16 protein-coding genes are annotated in these 14674 nt (G+C 71.9%); 12 read left to right on the top strand and 4 right to left on the bottom strand.

Features of this window, described 5'->3' with window-relative positions:
* Positions 1-526: 526 nt before the first annotated feature.
* The 6 genes from hisD (at position 527) to EWH70_RS31890 (ending at position 4866) form a co-directional block, all read left to right on the top strand.
* Positions 527-1846 carry a histidinol dehydrogenase gene (hisD, locus tag EWH70_RS31910; protein WP_130479294.1) on the top strand — a complete coding sequence of 440 codons (1320 nt, stop codon included), beginning with the start codon at positions 527-529 and terminating at the stop codon, positions 1844-1846.
* Positions 1846-2952, top strand: coding sequence for a histidinol-phosphate transaminase (locus EWH70_RS31905; protein WP_130479293.1), 1107 nt, complete (start codon positions 1846-1848; stop codon positions 2950-2952). Before hisD ends, EWH70_RS31905 begins: the two co-directional genes overlap by 1 nt.
* The gene (gene hisB, locus EWH70_RS31900) at positions 2949-3548 is read left to right on the top strand and encodes an imidazoleglycerol-phosphate dehydratase HisB (RefSeq protein ID WP_130479292.1); all 600 of its coding nucleotides are present in this window, start codon (positions 2949-2951) and stop codon (positions 3546-3548) included. Before EWH70_RS31905 ends, hisB begins: the two co-directional genes overlap by 4 nt.
* Positions 3549-3550: 2 nt before the next feature.
* Entirely contained in the window at positions 3551-3709 is a 159-nt protein-coding gene (locus tag EWH70_RS35670; protein ID WP_165436501.1) for a hypothetical protein, read from the top strand.
* Positions 3710-3834: 125 nt separating this feature from the next.
* Entirely contained in the window at positions 3835-4302 is a 468-nt protein-coding gene (locus tag EWH70_RS31895; protein ID WP_130479291.1) for an anthrone oxygenase family protein, read from the top strand.
* Positions 4303-4392: 90 nt separating this feature from the next.
* On the top strand, positions 4393-4866 hold the full coding sequence (locus tag EWH70_RS31890; RefSeq protein ID WP_130479290.1) for a carboxymuconolactone decarboxylase family protein: 474 nt from the start codon (positions 4393-4395) through the stop codon (positions 4864-4866).
* Here the strand turns inward: EWH70_RS31890 and soxR are convergent.
* Together soxR and EWH70_RS31880 are read right to left on the bottom strand one after the other, a co-directional pair.
* On the bottom strand, positions 4863-5324 hold the full coding sequence (gene soxR / locus EWH70_RS31885; protein WP_130479289.1) for a redox-sensitive transcriptional activator SoxR: 462 nt from the start codon (positions 5322-5324) through the stop codon (positions 4863-4865). The two genes, EWH70_RS31890 and soxR, sit on opposite strands and share 4 nt — an antisense overlap.
* Before the next feature lie 47 nt (positions 5325-5371).
* Complete coding sequence (locus EWH70_RS31880) at positions 5372-6073, bottom strand: PP2C family protein-serine/threonine phosphatase (RefSeq protein ID WP_130479288.1); 702 nt, start codon at positions 6071-6073, stop codon at positions 5372-5374.
* A gap of 65 nt (positions 6074-6138) precedes the next feature.
* Here EWH70_RS31880 and EWH70_RS31875 point away from each other — a divergent pair, with 65 nt between their 5' ends.
* Both EWH70_RS31875 and EWH70_RS31870 read left to right on the top strand, forming a co-directional pair.
* Positions 6139-7668, top strand: coding sequence for an N-6 DNA methylase (locus tag EWH70_RS31875; RefSeq protein ID WP_130479287.1), 1530 nt, complete (start codon positions 6139-6141; stop codon positions 7666-7668).
* Between the two features lie 9 nt (positions 7669-7677).
* Positions 7678-8577, top strand: coding sequence for a serine/threonine-protein kinase (locus tag EWH70_RS31870; protein ID WP_130479286.1), 900 nt, complete (start codon positions 7678-7680; stop codon positions 8575-8577).
* On the opposite strand, the gene EWH70_RS31865 is transcribed toward EWH70_RS31870, so the two are convergent.
* Positions 8544-9500 carry a GlxA family transcriptional regulator gene (locus EWH70_RS31865; RefSeq protein ID WP_130479285.1) on the bottom strand — a complete coding sequence of 319 codons (957 nt, stop codon included), beginning with the start codon at positions 9498-9500 and terminating at the stop codon, positions 8544-8546. The two genes, EWH70_RS31870 and EWH70_RS31865, sit on opposite strands and share 34 nt — an antisense overlap.
* 87 nt (positions 9501-9587) lie before the next feature.
* Between EWH70_RS31865 and EWH70_RS35665 the strand changes: the two genes are divergently transcribed.
* On the top strand, positions 9588-9740 hold the full coding sequence (locus EWH70_RS35665; RefSeq protein WP_165436500.1) for a hypothetical protein: 153 nt from the start codon (positions 9588-9590) through the stop codon (positions 9738-9740).
* A 29-nt stretch (positions 9741-9769) separates the two neighbouring features.
* Positions 9770-10552, top strand: coding sequence for a PIG-L family deacetylase (locus EWH70_RS31860; protein ID WP_130479284.1), 783 nt, complete (start codon positions 9770-9772; stop codon positions 10550-10552).
* 154 nt (positions 10553-10706) lie between these two features.
* Here EWH70_RS31860 and EWH70_RS31855 read toward each other — a convergent pair whose 3' ends face one another.
* The gene (locus tag EWH70_RS31855; protein WP_130479303.1) at positions 10707-11879 is read right to left on the bottom strand and encodes an acyl-CoA dehydrogenase family protein; all 1173 of its coding nucleotides are present in this window, start codon (positions 11877-11879) and stop codon (positions 10707-10709) included.
* A 56-nt stretch (positions 11880-11935) separates the two neighbouring features.
* On the opposite strand from EWH70_RS31855, the gene EWH70_RS31850 reads away from it, so the two are divergent.
* Both EWH70_RS31850 and hisH read left to right on the top strand, forming a co-directional pair.
* On the top strand, positions 11936-14032 hold the full coding sequence (locus EWH70_RS31850; protein WP_130479283.1) for an MMPL family transporter: 2097 nt from the start codon (positions 11936-11938) through the stop codon (positions 14030-14032).
* 10 nt (positions 14033-14042) lie between these two features.
* Positions 14043-14672: an imidazole glycerol phosphate synthase subunit HisH gene (gene hisH, locus EWH70_RS31845; RefSeq protein WP_130479282.1), complete on the top strand. Its 630-nt coding sequence runs from the start codon at positions 14043-14045 to the stop codon at positions 14670-14672.
* The last annotated feature ends 2 nt before the right edge of the window (positions 14673-14674 follow it).

Genomic DNA, 14674 nt, shown 5'->3' with positions numbered 1-14674 from the left:
GCCTGATCAGACCGGTGACAAACTCGATGGTGGACTTCGATACCGGCAGGGCGCTCTGGTAGACAGTGGGGCCGGAGCCCTCAGAGTGCTGATCTTGGGTCACATCTTGATCAACATCTGAGGGCTCCACCTCGTTCCAGCGAGCACCGCTGACACCCCTCCACCCCGTTCCCGCGCAACGGTTACCGCGAATGTCACCGCACTGACCAGCACAATCAGGATGAAAAATCCCCATTGGGGGAGGTTGCCGGGTCTCTTTCGTGGTGGCTGCTGGGTCTGCTGGGTCGGGTGTGACTGGTGAGGCCGCGACCCCAGGACGGGATGTTCGTGAAGGCCACCTTCATCACGTGAGACGACAGAAACTCGGCCTTCACACCGAACGACGGGCTATCCGCCCACGTGTCCGTGGCAAGCATGCCGTGAAGGGGGCCCTCACGGCATCAGACGCCGTGAGGGCCCCCTTCACGGCATCACGTGTGCCGGGCCGCCGGGCAGCTCCGGCCGGGCCGCTCGTTACCCTTGAGGCATGCTGAACCGTGCCGACCTGCGTGGTCGTATCCCGTCCGCCGCCGAGCTGCGCGCCACCCTGCCGCGCGCCGAGGTCGACGTGGACGCGGTCCTGCATCAGGTCCGGCCGGTCGTCGACGCGGTTCGTGACCGCGGCGTCGAGGCGGTCCTGGAGTACACCGAGCGGTTCGACCGGGTACGGCCCGGCCGGATCCGCGTCGAGCCCGCCGAGCTGACCCGGGCGCTGGACGAGCTGGACCCGGCCGTGCGCGAGGCGCTGGAGGAGTCCATCGAGCGGGCCCGCAGGGTGCACGCCGACCAGCGGCGCACCGACGTCACCACGACCGTCGCCGACGGCGGCACGGTCACCGAGCGCTGGGTGCCGGTCGAGCGGGTCGGGCTGTACGCGCCGGGCGGGCTGGCCGTGTACCCGTCCACGGTGGTGATGAACGTCGTGCCCGCGCAGCAGGCAGGCGTCGACACGCTGGTGGTCTGCTCACCGCCGCAGGCGGAGTTCGGCGGACTGCCGCACCCGACGATCCTGGCCGCCGCCGCGCTGCTCGGTGTCGACGAGGTGTGGGCCGTCGGCGGGGCGCAGGCGGTCGCGTTGCTGGCCTACGGCGGCACCGACACCGACGGCGCCGAGCTGACCCCGGTGGACATGGTCACCGGCCCCGGCAACATCTACCTCACCGCGGCCAAGCGCCTGCTGCGTGGCCTGATCGGGATCGACTCCGAGGCCGGTCCCACCGAGATCGCCATCCTCGCCGACGAGACCGCCGACCCCGGCCACGTCGCCGCCGACCTGGTCAGCCAGGCCGAGCACGACACGCTGGCGGCCAGCGTGCTGGTCACCACCTCGGAGGAGCTGGCCGACGCCGTCGACGCCGAGCTGGTGCACCGGGTGAAGCAGACCAAGCACACCGAGCGCGTCACCGAGGCGTTGCGCGGCAGGCAGTCCGGCATCCTGCTGGTGTCCACTGTGGACGACGGACTGCGGGTGGTGAACGCCTACGCCGCCGAGCACCTGGAGATCCAGACCGCCGACGCCGCCCGGGTCGCCGAGCGGGTACGCAACGCGGGCGCCGTGTTCGTCGGCCCGTACTCGCCCGTGTCGCTGGGCGACTACTGCGCCGGGTCGAACCACGTGCTGCCCACCGGCGGCTGCGCGCGGCACTCGTCCGGGCTGTCGGTGCAGAGCTTCCTGCGCGGAATCCACGTCGTGTCCTACGACGAGACCGCGCTGCGGGCGGTCGCGGACAAGGTGGTCGCGCTGGCCGACGCCGAGGACCTGCCCGCCCACGGCGAGGCCGTGACGGCCCGCTTCGGAGGTGCCTGATGGACGCCGTGACACTCGCCGACCTGCCGCTACGCGAGGACCTGCGCGGCCGCACGCCGTACGGCGCGCCGCAGCTGGAGGTGCCGGTCCGGCTCAACACCAACGAGAACCCGTACCCGCCGCCCGCCGAGCTGGTCGCCGACGTGACCGAGGCCGTCCGCGAGGTGGCCGCCGGCCTGCACCGTTACCCCGACCGGGACGCGGTCGCGCTGCGGCAGGACCTGGCCGCCTACCTCGCCGGCTCGACCGGGGTCGCGCTGACCGAGCGGAACCTGTGGGCCGCCAACGGTTCCAACGAGGTGCTGCAGCAGATCCTGCAGGCGTTTGGCGGTCCCGGCCGGACGGCGCTGGGGTTCGAGCCGTCGTACTCCATGCACCCGATCATCGCGGCCGGCACGCGCACCGACTGGGTACCGGCGCCGCGGCGCGCGGACTTCAGCCTGGACACCGAGGCCGCGGCCCGGATCGTCACCGAGGCGGCGCCGGACGTGGTGTTCCTGACCAGCCCGAACAACCCGACCGGTGGCTCGATCCCGCTGCCGGAGCTGGAGAAGGTGCTGCGGGCCGCCCCGGGGATCGTCGTCGTCGACGAGGCCTACGCCGAGTTCTCGTCGCGGCCCAGCGCGGTCACGCTGCTGGAGCGTTACCCGGCGAAGCTGATCGTGTCCCGCACGATGAGCAAGGCGTTCGCGTTCGCCGGCGGCAGGCTGGGCTACCTCGCCGCCGCACCGGCCGTGGTGGACGCCCTGCAGCTGGTCCGCCTGCCCTACCACCTGTCCCTGCTCACTCAGGCCGCGGCACGGGCCGCCGTGCGGCACGCGGAGGCGACGCTGGCCAGCGTCGCGAAGCTGGCCGCCGAGCGGGACCGGGTCGCCGAGGCGCTGGCCGGGTTCGGGTTCACCCCGGTACCCAGCGACGCGAACTTCATCCTCTTCGGACGGTTCGCCCACGCCAGGGCGGTGTGGCAGTCCTATCTGGACGCGGGTGTGCTGATCAGGGATGTCGGAATCGAAGGGCACCTGAGGGTGACCGTCGGGACACCGGAGGAGAACGATACGTTCCTCGAGGTGTCCAAGGACGTAGCGAGCACGGAGGTGCGCGGATGAGCCGCGTCGGCAAGGTGGACCGGACCACCAGGGAGTCGTCCATCTCGGTCCAGCTGGACCTCGACGGCACCGGTGAGGTGGAGGTTTCCACCGGCGTGCCGTTCTACGACCACATGCTGCACGCGTTCGGCGTGCACGGGTCGCTGGACCTCAAGGTGGAGGCGACCGGCGACGTCCACATCGACGCCCACCACACCGTCGAGGACACCGCGATCGTGCTCGGCCAGGCCATCCGGCAGGCGCTGGGTGACAAGAAGGGCATCCGCCGCTTCGGCGACGCGTTCATCCCGATGGACGAGACGCTGGCGCATGCCGCCGTCGACGTCTCCGGCAGGCCGTTCTGCGTGCACCTCGGCGAGCCCGAGCAGTTCAACGCGTTCACCATCGGCGGCAACTACCCGTTCGTGCTGACCCGGCACGTGTTCGACTCGCTGTCGTTCCACGCGCAGATCGCGCTGCACGTGCGGGTGCTGCACGGGCGCGACCCGCACCACATCGCCGAGGCGCAGTACAAGGCGGTGGCCAGGGCGCTGCGGGCGGCCACCGAGGCCGACCCGAGGGCGGCAGGCGTTCCGTCGACGAAGGGTGTCCTCTAGCGATGTCGAAGGAGCTGGTGGCCATCGGCCTGCTGGCGCTGGCCGGGTTCCTCGCCGGTGGCGTGTACAGCACCTGGAAGACCGCGCGGGTCATCTCCGTCCTGCTCGCCGTCGCCGCGGCACTCGCCATCGGCGGCGGCGTGGTCTGGCTGCTGAGCTGACGGGGTCGTAGCGTCTGGATTATGGCATCGAGCGGTTCGGCCATGGACCGTCTCGCCGCCGTGTTGTTGACTCGGTTCCGGTCCGGGCGCACTGGGCGCCGGACCGCGAACCGAGGGAGCCGACCATGTCCGGGCTGCACAGTGCCGTGCTGGTGATCGCCACGCTGACCACCGGCCTGTCCGCGGGGTTGTTCTTCGCGTTCTCCTGCTCGGTCATGCCGGGCCTGCGGCACAGCGACGACCGCTCGTTCGTCCAGGTGATGCAGTGGATCAACCGCAAGATCCTCAACCCCTGGTTCCTCGGCGTCTACCTGGGCGCGCTGATCCTCGACGTCCTCGCCGTGGTGCTGCGCTGGGGTACCGCCGAGCTGCCGTGGCTGCTGGCCGGGGCGGTGCTCTACCTCGTCCTCGTCGTGATCACCGCCGCGATCAACGTCCCGCTGAACAACCAGCTCGACGCCGCCGGTGAGCCCGAGCGTCCCGCCGAGGTGCGGGCGGCCTACGAACCGCGCTGGGTGCGCTGGAACCTGATCCGCACGGTCGCGGTGGTGGCGTCGTTCGCCGCGATGCTCGCCGGGCTGGTGGCGGCATAGAGACCTGGATCACACCCGCCGCCGGTCACACTCCCGCGATCCACCGTGTCAAGGAGGTAGAGACACACCAACGATCGCAAGGAGTTCACAATGGACGCTCGACTGAACCTCTTCGAGAACCCCGTGCTGAGCGAGGTCGTCAAGCGCATCGTCGCGGCCGGTCAGCCCGTCGCCGAGTCGTCGCTGCCGATCGAGGTGCGGCACCTGGTGGAGATCCGCGCGAGCCAGATCAACGGTTGCGCCTTCTGCACCGACATGCACACCAAGGAGGCCGCGCACCACGGGGAGAGCTCGGTCCGGATCAACCTGGTCGCCACCTGGCGGGAGGCCACGGTGTTCACCGAGGCCGAGCGGGCGGCGCTGGAGCTGACCGAGGTGGCCACCCGGATCGCTGACGCCGCGGGCGGCGTCAGCGACGAGGTGTGGGCGAACGCGGCCAAGCACTTCGACGAGGAGCAACTCGGTGCGCTGACCGCGAGCATCGCACTGATCAACACCTTCAACCGGCTCAACGTCGTGCTGCAGCAGCCCGCGGGGGACTACAAAGTCGGCCAGTTCGGCTAGTCGCCACCTTCCATCGACGGCTTGAGGCCGCGGGCTCCGGAACCGAAGGCCGCGGCCCTGTCGTCGGTGTTGTACAGCCCGCAGACCCGCAGCGAGAGGCAGCCGCAGCCGACACATCCGGTGAGGCGGTCGCGCAGCCGCTGCAGTGCGTCGATGCGGGCATCCAGCTCGTCCTGCCAGTTCCGCGACAGCCGCGTCCAGTCGGCCTTGGTCGGCGCGTGGTCGCTGGGCAGTGTCGCCAGTGCGTCGCGGATCTGCTCCAGGCTCAGGCCGACCCGCTGGCCGGCGCGGATGAACGCGATGCGGCGCAGCACGGACCGGGAGTAGCGGCGCTGGTTGCCCGCGGAACGCTCGGAGGAGATCAGTCCCCTGTCCTCGTAGAACCGCAGCGCGGTGTGCGGAACCCCGCTGCGCTCGGACACCTGTCCGATGCTGAGATGGTCGGCGAGCCTGGTCACGGCGTCAGGCTACCCGAACTTAGACCTAGGTAGAGCTGTGATGTGGCTCAGCCCTCGTAGTCGATCACGACGCAGGTGATGTTGTCCGGTCCGCCGCCGTCGTTGGCCAGCTCGACGAGCCTGCGCGCGGCGGCCTCGGGGTCGTCCTCACCGGCGAGCGGGCCGACGATCTCGGTGTCGGGCACGACGTCGGTCAGCCCGTCCGAGCACAGCAGGTACCGGTCGCCTGGCACGGCCTCGTCGTGCAGCAGGTCGGGTTCGGAGGCCGAGCCGGCCTGCAGTGCGCGCACCAGGATCGCCCGGCGGGGGTGGTGGAAGGCCTCCTCCGCCGTGATGCGGCCCTCGTCGAGCAGGTCCTGGACCAGCGTGTGGTCCCGGCTGAGCTGTTCGAGGTCGCCGTCGCGCAGCCGGTAGCACCGTGAGTCGCCGAGGTGGGCGAGCACGAACCGCGGCCCGGACCAGAGCAGGGCGGTGAGCGTGGTCCCGGCGCCCGCCGGGGCCTGTTCGTCCAGCCTGCGCCCGATCTCGGCCACCGCCTCGGTGAGCGCGGCGGCCGGGTCGGCACCGTCGTGTCCGTCCAGTTCGGACAGAACGGCGATGGCGATCCCGCTGGCCACCTCGCCACCCGCGTGCCCGCCCATGCCGTCGGCCACCGCCTGGAGCCGCTCGCCGACGTAGGCCGTGTCCTCGTTGTCGCGTCGGCGCCGGCCGACGTCGGTGACGACCGCGGTGCGCAGCACGTGTGTCATGCCTCCAGTAGACCACCTGTGAAGTGAGTTCACAAGATGGTTGGCTGTGCATTATGCTCCGAAACATGACCGACGACTCCCTGGTGAACGCGGGGGACATCGCGCGGCTGGTCGACGTCGGCCGCGCCGCGGTCAGCAACTGGCGCCGGCGGCACTCGGACTTCCCCCGCCCGGTGGGCGGCACGGCGTCCAGCCCGCTGTTCTCGCTCGGCGAGGTCGAGCTGTGGTTGCGCCGTAACGGAAAGCTCGACCGGGTGTCGCTCGCCGACCGGGTGTGGCAGCGGCTGCGGGCGTCCGGGGACGATCTCGACCTCGGCGGGCTCGTCGCGGCCGCGGGTGCCCGGCTGATCGACGGCGTGGCCGACGCGGATCTCGCCGAGCTGGCGGCCGAACGCGGCGAGCGGGCGGCGTTCGAGTTCCTCTGCGACCGCTACCTGCAGGCACACTCCCGGCGGATCTCGATCACCCCGCCTGAGCTGGCCGCCGTGATGACCCGGCTGGTCGGCGCGGGTCCCGGCACCGTGTTGTTCGACCCGGCCTGCGGGCTGGGCACGCTGCCGCTTGCCGCGCCGCTGGCCCGGGTGTGGGCGCAGGAGGCCGACCCCGCGGCGGCCGGGATCACCCGCGTACGCCTGCGGCTGCATGGGATAGCGGCCCGGGTGGTGGCCGGGGACTCCCTGCGGGACAACGGGTTCGGCGGCAGGCAGGCCGACGCGGTGGTGTGTGATCCGCCGTTCGGCGACCGGGCGTGGGGTTACGACGACCTGGTCGGCGACCCGCGCTGGGAGTACGGCCTGCCGCCGCGTGGTGAACCGGAGCTGGCCTGGGTCCAGCACTGCCTCGCCCACGTGCGACCCGGCGGGCGGGTGGCCGTGCTCATGCCCGCCGCGGCGGCCGGCCGCAGGCCGGGCAGGCGCATCCGGGCGAACCTGCTGCGTACCGGGACACTGCATGCCGTGCTGACCCTGCCGGAGCAGGGCAGGGACCTGTGGTTGCTGCGCCGCCCGGCGCCGGGTGACCGGACGCCCTCCACCGTGCTGCTGCTGGAAACCGAACAGTCCACACTGGACTCGCTGCGGCCGTGGGACCGGGCGCTCGGGGTGCCGATCGTCGACCTGCTCGACGACGACGTCGACCTCAGCCCGGCACGGTACCGGCGTTCCGACGACGCCGCGGCCTTCGCGGCGGCCAGGGACGGCTTCGGCGCGTTGTCGCTGGCCGCGCCCGCGGTCCGGGTGGCGACGGCACCGGCCGAGTGGCCGGTCAGCAGCGTCGCCGACCTGCTCAAGGCCGGTCTGGTGACGCTGGTCGACGGCGAGGTGCGCAGCACCGACCCGGACCGGCTCGACCCGGACTTCCTCGCCGGTGTGCTGCGGGCCGGCCTGGAACGGGCGGCGACCGGTTCGACCAGGGTGGACGTCCGGCGTACCCAGGTCCCCCGGCTGCCGCCGGAGCGGCAACGACGGCTCGGCGCGGCGTTTCGCAGGCTGTCCGAGCTGGAACGCGAGCTGGGCGACGCCGCCGCGCTGGGCGAGACACTGGTCCGGTTAGGCTTCGCCGGGCTGGCCGACGGCCGCCTCGAGCCCGAGCTGTAGGAGGGGTCCGTGCTCATCGCCGATCGGTACGAGCTCGACGAGCTGCCGCTCGGCCAGGGCGGGATGGGAGCGGTGCACCGCGGCCACGACCGGCATCTCGACCGGCGGGTGGCCGTCAAGTTCCTGCGCCTGCCCGGCGGGCCGGACGACGAGCTGGAACGGCGGTTCACCAGGGAGGCCCGCATCCTGGCGCGCCTGGAGCACCCCGGCGCGCCGGTGCTCTACGACTTCGGCCGCACCGACCACCGGCTGTTCCAGGTCATCCAGTTCATCGACGGGGTCACGATCGCCGATCTGGTCGGGGAGTACGGCCCGCTGCCGGTGCCGTGGGCGGCCAGCGTCGCCGCGCAGGCCTGCGCCGTCCTGTCCGCGGCCCACGCGCTGGACATCTGCCACCGCGATCTCAAGCCCACCAACCTGATGCTCTGTCCCGACGGCAGTGTGAAGGTGCTCGACTTCGGGCTCGCGCTGCTGCGGGAGGCCGACGTCGCGCAGTTCACCAGGGCCGGGCAGCTGCTCGGCACCCCGGCGTACATGGCGCCCGAGCAGATCCAGCGTGGTGCGGCGGGCCCGCGCAGCGACCTGTACGCGCTGGGGTGCGTGCTGCACGAGATGCTCACCGGGCGTCAGCTGTTCGCCGGACCGACCGCGTACGCCGTGTTCGACCAGCAGGTCAACCGGCCGCCCGACCCGGTGCCCGGCGTGCCGGACGGGCTGGCGGCGCTGCTGGAGCGGGTGCTGGCCAAGGACCCGGCCGCGCGTCCCGCCAGCGCCACGGAGCTGTTCGACGCGCTGCAGCCGTTCGCGGTCGACCTGCCGCCGCTGCCGGGCTTCCTGGAGCCGCCGGACCAGCCGAGCCCCGGGCGGATGTACGCCTACGTGGCGGGCAGGGCGAACGTGCGGCGGTAGTCGCTCGGCGTGACGCCGACGACGCGCTGGAAGTGGTGCCGCAGCAGGGCCGCGCTGCCGAACCCCGCCTCGGCGGCGACCTGTTCCATGCTCAGCGTGGTGTCCTCCAGCAGGCGGCGTGCGTGCAGTACGCGCTGCGTCGCCAGCCAGCGGGCCGGTGTCGTGCCGGTCTCCGCGGCGAACCGGCGGGCGAACGTGCGCTCGGACATGTTGGCGCGCCTGGCCAGTTCGGGGACCGTGTGCTCGCCGGCGAGGTTGCCGAGCAGCCAGTCCAGCACCGGCTGCATGCTCTCGCCCGAGCACTCCGGGATGGGCAGTTCGACGAACTGGCGCTGACCGCCCTCGCGCTGCGGCGGCACCACCATGCGGCGGGCGATGACGTTGGCCGCCGCCGAACCCAGCTCGCGGCGGACCAGGTGCAGGCAGGCGTCGATGCCCGACGCGGTGCCCGCGCTGGTGACGATGTCGCCGTCGTCGACGAAGAGCACGTCGGGATCCAGTGCCACGGTGGGAAAGCGCTCGGCGAACCGGGTGGCCTGGCGCCAGTGCATCGTGCAGCGCCTGCCGTCGAGCAGGCCCGCCGCGCCGAGCACGAAGACCCCGCTGCAGACCGACAGCAGCGTGGCGCCACGGGCGTGGGCGGCCCGCAGGGCGTCGACGATCGCGGGCGGGTACTCGTCGCGGACCGTCGTCGCGGGTACGGCGATCAGGTCGGCGCCGTCGAGGGCGTCGAGGCCGAGCGGCGGCGTGACCGACATGCCGACGCTGGCGGGCAGCGGCACCCCGGGGTGCTCGCCGCAGACCCGGTAGTCGATAGGCGGCACACCGTCGTCCACCCGGTCGACGCCGAAGACCTCACACAGCACGCCCAGTTCGAAGGGCGCGACATCGTCCATCAACACGACGGCGACCGAACGCAGCATGCCGGCCAGCGTACGTGGCGGGATTTTGTGGAACAAGGGCGGATCCGCCACTCGTGGCAGAAAGTCTATGTTGCGAAGATTTCTGCCATGATGACCTGGTTGATTCCGTTGCTCCTGCTGGTGCTCGTCGCCTACGGACTCCAGCGCAACCGTGTGCGGCCCCTCGGTACGGGACCGTGGCCGCCCGTCGAGGACCGTGACGCCGAGCGGGTGGAACACGACCTGCGCGCGGCCCGCTGACTGTCGGTGGGCGTGGCTACTGTGGCGTCATGGCAACGATGGTGACGTTCCACGCCCACCCCGACGACGAGTGCATCCTGTGCGGTGGCGTCATGCGCAAGGCCGCCGACGAGGGGCACCGCGTGGTGCTGGTGGTGGCGACGAGGGGTGAGCTGGGGGAGGTGCCGGACGGGTTCCTCGCCGACGGCGAGCAGTTGTGGCAGCGGCGGGTGGCCGAGACCCACGCGGCCGCGGAGGTGCTGGGCGCCCAGCGCGTGGAGTTCCTCGGCTACACCGACTCCGGGATGATGGGGGAGCCGACCAACGACGCGCCCGGCACGTTCTGGACCGCGCCGGTGGAGGAAGCGGCGCAGCGGCTGGCCGAGATCCTGCGTGAGGAGAACGCCGAGGTCCTCACCATCTACGACGACAACGGCGGGTACGGCCACCCGGACCACATCCAGGTGCACCGCGTCGGCCGTCGCGCGGCCGAGCTGGCCGGGACGCCTCGCGTCTACCAGGCCACGCAGAACCGCGACGACATGCGGCGGCATCTGGAGGCGGCCGCCGCGGCAGGCGAGGAGTTCCCCGACGAGCTGCTGGAGATGGAGATCGGCAAGCCGGAGGCGGAGCTGACCGCGCGGGTCGACGTCGCCGAGTACCTGCCGGCCAAGCGTGCCGCCATGCGGGCACACGCCAGCCAGATCGCCGAGGACTCGTTCTTCCTCGCCCTGCCCGACGAGGCGTTCGCGGCCCAGTTCGGCGTCGAGTGGTTCATCCGCGAGGGCGAGGGCCCCGGCGTCACCGAGAAGGACCTGCTGGCGGGCCTGTAGCCCCGCGCGAGTCGTACGTTCTCCCGCGCGAGTCGTAGGTTCCCACGCGCGAGTTCGCGATTCCCGCCGCGCGAGCGGACCGTTCGTGCACGCCGGAACGTACAACTCGGCCGTCAGAACGTACGACTCGCGCGCCGGAACGTACGACTCGTGGCTAGCGGAACGCCGGGATGCCGGTGACGGCCTGGCCCAGCGACAGCGCGTGCATCTCCTCGGTGCCCTCGTAGGTGAGCACGGTCTCCAGGTTGGCCATGTGCCGCATCACGGGATACTCCAGCGAGATCCCGTTCGCGCCCAGCATCGAGCGGGCCGTCCGGGCGACGTCCAGCGCCGAGCGCACGTTGGCCAGCTTGCCGAAGCTGACGTGGTTGTGGTGCAACGCCCCGGCGTCCTTCAGCCTGCCGATCTGCATCGCCACCAGCCCGGCCCGGTTCACCTCCACCAGCAGGTCGGCCAGCTTGCGCTGGGTGAGCTGGAACGCGGCCAGCGGCTTGCCGAACTGCTCGCGGCTCAGCGTGTACTCCCGCGCCGACTCGTAACACGCCCGCGCCGCGCCGACCACGCCGAACAGGATCCCGAACCGGGCCTCGTTCAGGCAGGACAACGGTCCGCGCAGTCCGGTCACGTCCGGCAGCGCCGCGTCGGCGGGCAGCCGCACCCCGTCGAGCACCAGCTCGGCGGTCAGCGACGCCCGCAGCGACAGCTTGTGCTTGACCTCGTTGGCGGTGAACCCCGGCGTGCCGGTCGGCACCACGAAGCCACGCACGCCCTCGTCGGTACGCGCCCAGACCACGGCGACGTCGGCCACCGTGCCGTTGGTGATCCACATCTTCGTGCCGGTCAGCACCCAGTCCGACCCGTCCCGCACCGCCCGGGTGCGCATGCTGGCCGGATCGCTGCCCGCGTCCGGCTCGGTCAGCCCGAAGCAACCCAGCTTCTCGCCCGACGCCATCGCGGGCAGCCACTGCCGCTTCTGCTCCTCCGAGCCCCAGCGGTGGATGGCGTACATCGCCAGCGAGCCCTGCACCGACACGAAGCTGCGCAGGCCGGAGTCGATCGCTTCCAGCTCGCGGCAGGCGATGCCGTACGCGACCGCGCTGGTGCCCGCGCAGCCGTAGCCCTCCAGGTGCATGCCGAGCAGCCCGATCCCGCCGAACCCCTTCGCCAGCTCGGCAGCGGGCAGCGTCCCGGTCTCGTACCAGTCGGCGACGTGTGGCGCCAGCTGCTCGGCCGCGAAGTCCCGCACCGCGTCGCGGATGTCGCGCTCGTCGCCGGACAGCTGGCTGTCCAGATCGAGGAAGTCGTGCGGATCGGGTCCGGCGCTCAAGCTCATGGTCTGGCAACTCCCTCGTTCGCCTCCGGTGACCCCTCATAATGGACCCGATGTACTTCCAGCCGGCAGTGGCCCCGACCACACCCACCCCGGAACCGAAGCCACCCCGGCGGACGTCGCGCTGGCTGGTGCCCGCGTTGCTGCTGCTCGTCTGGCTCGCGGTCGGGGCCGTCGGCGGGCCGTTCGCCGGCAAGCTCAGCGACGTCGCCGAGAACGACAGCGCCGCGTTCCTGCCAGCCTCGGCGGAGGCCACCGAGGTCGGTGAGCTGCAGCGACGGTTCGCGGGCAGCCAGGCGATCCCTGCCATCGCCGTCGCCGAACGGTCCGGTGGCGTCACCCCGGCCGACGAGACGTTCCTCACCGAACGGGCCGACGCGCTGGCAGGCATCCCCGGGGTGGCCGCGCCGCCGGTGCAGCCGGTCACCTCCCCGGACGGTCAGGCACTGCAACTGGTCGTCCCCATCGCCGCCAACGGCAATCCCGCCGACACCGTCGACGAGGTCCGCGCGGCACTGGCCGGCGCACCCGACGGCCTGACGGTGCTGGTCACCGGACCAGCCGGGCAGATCGCCGACCTGGTCGAGGCGTTCAGCGGCGTGGACGGACTGCTGCTCCTGGTCGCGGGTGGGGTCGTCGCGCTCATCCTGGTACTGGTCTACCGCAGCCCGCTGCTGCCGGTGGCCGTGCTGCTCAGTGCCGTGTTCGCGCTCGGCCTGGCCAGCCTCGTGGTCTACCTGCTCGCCGACTCCGGCGCGCTCGAACTCAACGGCCAGAGCCAGGGCATCCTGTTCATCCTCGTCTTCGGCGCCGCGACCGACTACGCGCTGCTGCTGGTGTCCCGGTTCCGCGAGCAGCTACGCGACACCGAGGACCGGCACACCGCGCTGCGCATCGCCTGGCGCGCCACGATCGAGCCGGTCGCCGCATCGGCTGGCACCGTCATCCTCGGCGTGCTCTGCCTGCTGTTCAGCGACCTCAACTCCAACCAGAGCCTCGGCCCGGTCGCGGCCATCGGCATCGGCGCGGCCCTGCTGGCGTCGACCACGTTCCTGCCGGCCGTCCTGGTCCTGCTCGGCAGGGCGGCGTTCTGGCCGTTCTCCCCGAAACCGGGCTCGGCGCACCCCGAACGCTCCGGGCTGTGGGGCCGGGTGGCCGCGGCGGTCGGCAGGCGGCCGAGGGCCGTCTGGTTCGGCACCACGCTGATCCTGCTGCTCGGCGTGGCGTTCGTGCCGCAGCTCAAGGCCGACGGCACCAACCAGTCCGACGTCTTCCTCACCGACGTCGACTCGGTCGCCGGCCAGCAGGTGCTGTCCCGGCACTTCCCCGGCGGCGCGGGCTCGCCGACGGTCATCATCGCCGCCGCGGACAAGGCCGACCAGGTGGTGGACGCCGTCCGCATGCCCGGCGTCGCGCAGGCGACCCTGGGTGGCGGCAGGCAGATGATCGACGGCCTGGTGCAGATCGACGTCGTCCTCACCGATCCCGCCGACTCCGGCGAGGCCAGGGAGACGGTGCGGCGCATCCGCGACGTCGTGCACGACGTGCCCGGCGCGCAGGCGAAGGTCGGCGGGCCGACGGCCGTGCAGCTGGACACCCAGGACACCTCCGCCCGCGACCGGGCGGTGATCATCCCGATCGTGCTGGTGGTGATCTTCGCTGTGCTGGCGCTGCTGCTGCGGTCACTGCTCGCGCCGTTGCTGCTGATCGCCACCGTCGTGCTGTCGTTCGCCGCCACCATGGGCGTGTCGGCGCTGGTGTTCAACGACCTGCTCGGCTTCCCCGGCGCCGATCCGGCCGTTCCGTTGTTCGGGTTCGTGTTCCTGGTGGCGCTGGGGATCGACTACAACATCTTCCTGATGACCCGCGTCCGCGAGGAGGCACTGCGGCACGGCACCCGCGAGGGCACGCTGCGTGGCCTGTCGCTCACCGGCGGGGTGATCACGTCGGCCGGGGTCGTGCTGGCGGCGACGTTCGCCGCGCTGGCCGTGCTGCCGATCCTGTTCCTCGCCCAGATCGCGTTCATCGTCGCGTTCGGTGTGCTGCTCGACACGCTCATCGTGCGCTCGCTGCTGGTGCCCGCGCTGAGCGTGGACATCGGCAGGCGGGTGTGGTGGCCGTCGCGGCTGGCCCGGACGGGCGCCGACTAGGCTGGTGGGCGTGCCACGTGTCGTGATCCTGGACTACGGTTCGGGCAACCTCCGCTCCGCCGAGCGCGCCGTACGCCGCGCCGGTGCCGACGTCGAGGTCACCGCCGACGCCGACGCCGCGCTGAACGCCGACGGCCTCGTCGTGCCCGGCGTCGGCGCGTTCGCCGCCTGCATGACAGGCCTGCGCTCGGTGCGCGGCGAGAAGATCATCGGTACCCGGCTCGCCGGTGGACGGCCGGTGCTCGGCATCTGCGTCGGTATGCAGATCCTGTTCGAGCGGGGCGTCGAGCACGGCGAGGAGGCCGAGGGCGCGGGCGAGTGGCCGGGGACGGTCGAGCAGCTGCACGCCGACGTCCTGCCGCACATGGGCTGGAACACCGTCCGCGCACCCGCGGACTCGGAGCTGTTCGCCGGCCTGGACGCGGACACCCGGTTCTACTTCGTGCACTCCTACGCGGTGCGGAAGTGGCAGCTGGAGTCCGGGCTGGCCGGCCGCCAGCCGAAGGTCACCTGGGCCCACCACGGCGAGGACTTCGTCGCCGCGGTGGAGAACGGTCCACTGTGGGCGACCCAGTTCCACCCGGAGAAGTCCGGCGACGCGGGCGCCCACCTGCTGCGGAACTGGATATCCACCTTATAGTG

Origin of the sequence: Amycolatopsis suaedae, from assembly GCF_004214935.1 — a bacterium.
Classification (GTDB): Bacteria; Actinomycetota; Actinomycetes; order Mycobacteriales; family Pseudonocardiaceae; genus Amycolatopsis; species Amycolatopsis suaedae.
Note: the sequence above shows the minus strand (reverse complement) of the source record. Positions and strands in the feature narration are given on the sequence as shown.

Bases quoted from the DNA above. Each gene is read 5' to 3' on its own strand.
- hisB (WP_130479292.1), top strand. From the start codon at position 2,949: ATGAGCCGCGTCGGCAAGGTGGACCGGACCACCAGGGAGTCGTCCATC.
- EWH70_RS31875 (WP_130479287.1), top strand. From the start codon at position 6,139: ATGACCGACGACTCCCTGGTGAACGCGGGGGACATCGCGCGGCTGGTC.
- EWH70_RS31895 (WP_130479291.1), top strand. From the start codon at position 3,835: ATGTCCGGGCTGCACAGTGCCGTGCTGGTGATCGCCACGCTGACCACC.
- EWH70_RS35665 (WP_165436500.1), top strand. From the start codon at position 9,588: ATGATGACCTGGTTGATTCCGTTGCTCCTGCTGGTGCTCGTCGCCTAC.
- EWH70_RS31850 (WP_130479283.1), top strand. From the start codon at position 11,936: ATGTACTTCCAGCCGGCAGTGGCCCCGACCACACCCACCCCGGAACCG.
- EWH70_RS31905 (WP_130479293.1), top strand. From the start codon at position 1,846: ATGGACGCCGTGACACTCGCCGACCTGCCGCTACGCGAGGACCTGCGC.
- hisD (WP_130479294.1), top strand. From the start codon at position 527: ATGCTGAACCGTGCCGACCTGCGTGGTCGTATCCCGTCCGCCGCCGAG.
- EWH70_RS31880 (WP_130479288.1), bottom strand. From the start codon at position 6,073: ATGACACACGTGCTGCGCACCGCGGTCGTCACCGACGTCGGCCGGCGC.
- EWH70_RS31860 (WP_130479284.1), top strand. From the start codon at position 9,770: ATGGCAACGATGGTGACGTTCCACGCCCACCCCGACGACGAGTGCATC.
- EWH70_RS31890 (WP_130479290.1), top strand. From the start codon at position 4,393: ATGGACGCTCGACTGAACCTCTTCGAGAACCCCGTGCTGAGCGAGGTC.
- EWH70_RS31865 (WP_130479285.1), bottom strand. From the start codon at position 9,500: ATGCTGCGTTCGGTCGCCGTCGTGTTGATGGACGATGTCGCGCCCTTC.
- EWH70_RS35670 (WP_165436501.1), top strand. From the start codon at position 3,551: ATGTCGAAGGAGCTGGTGGCCATCGGCCTGCTGGCGCTGGCCGGGTTC.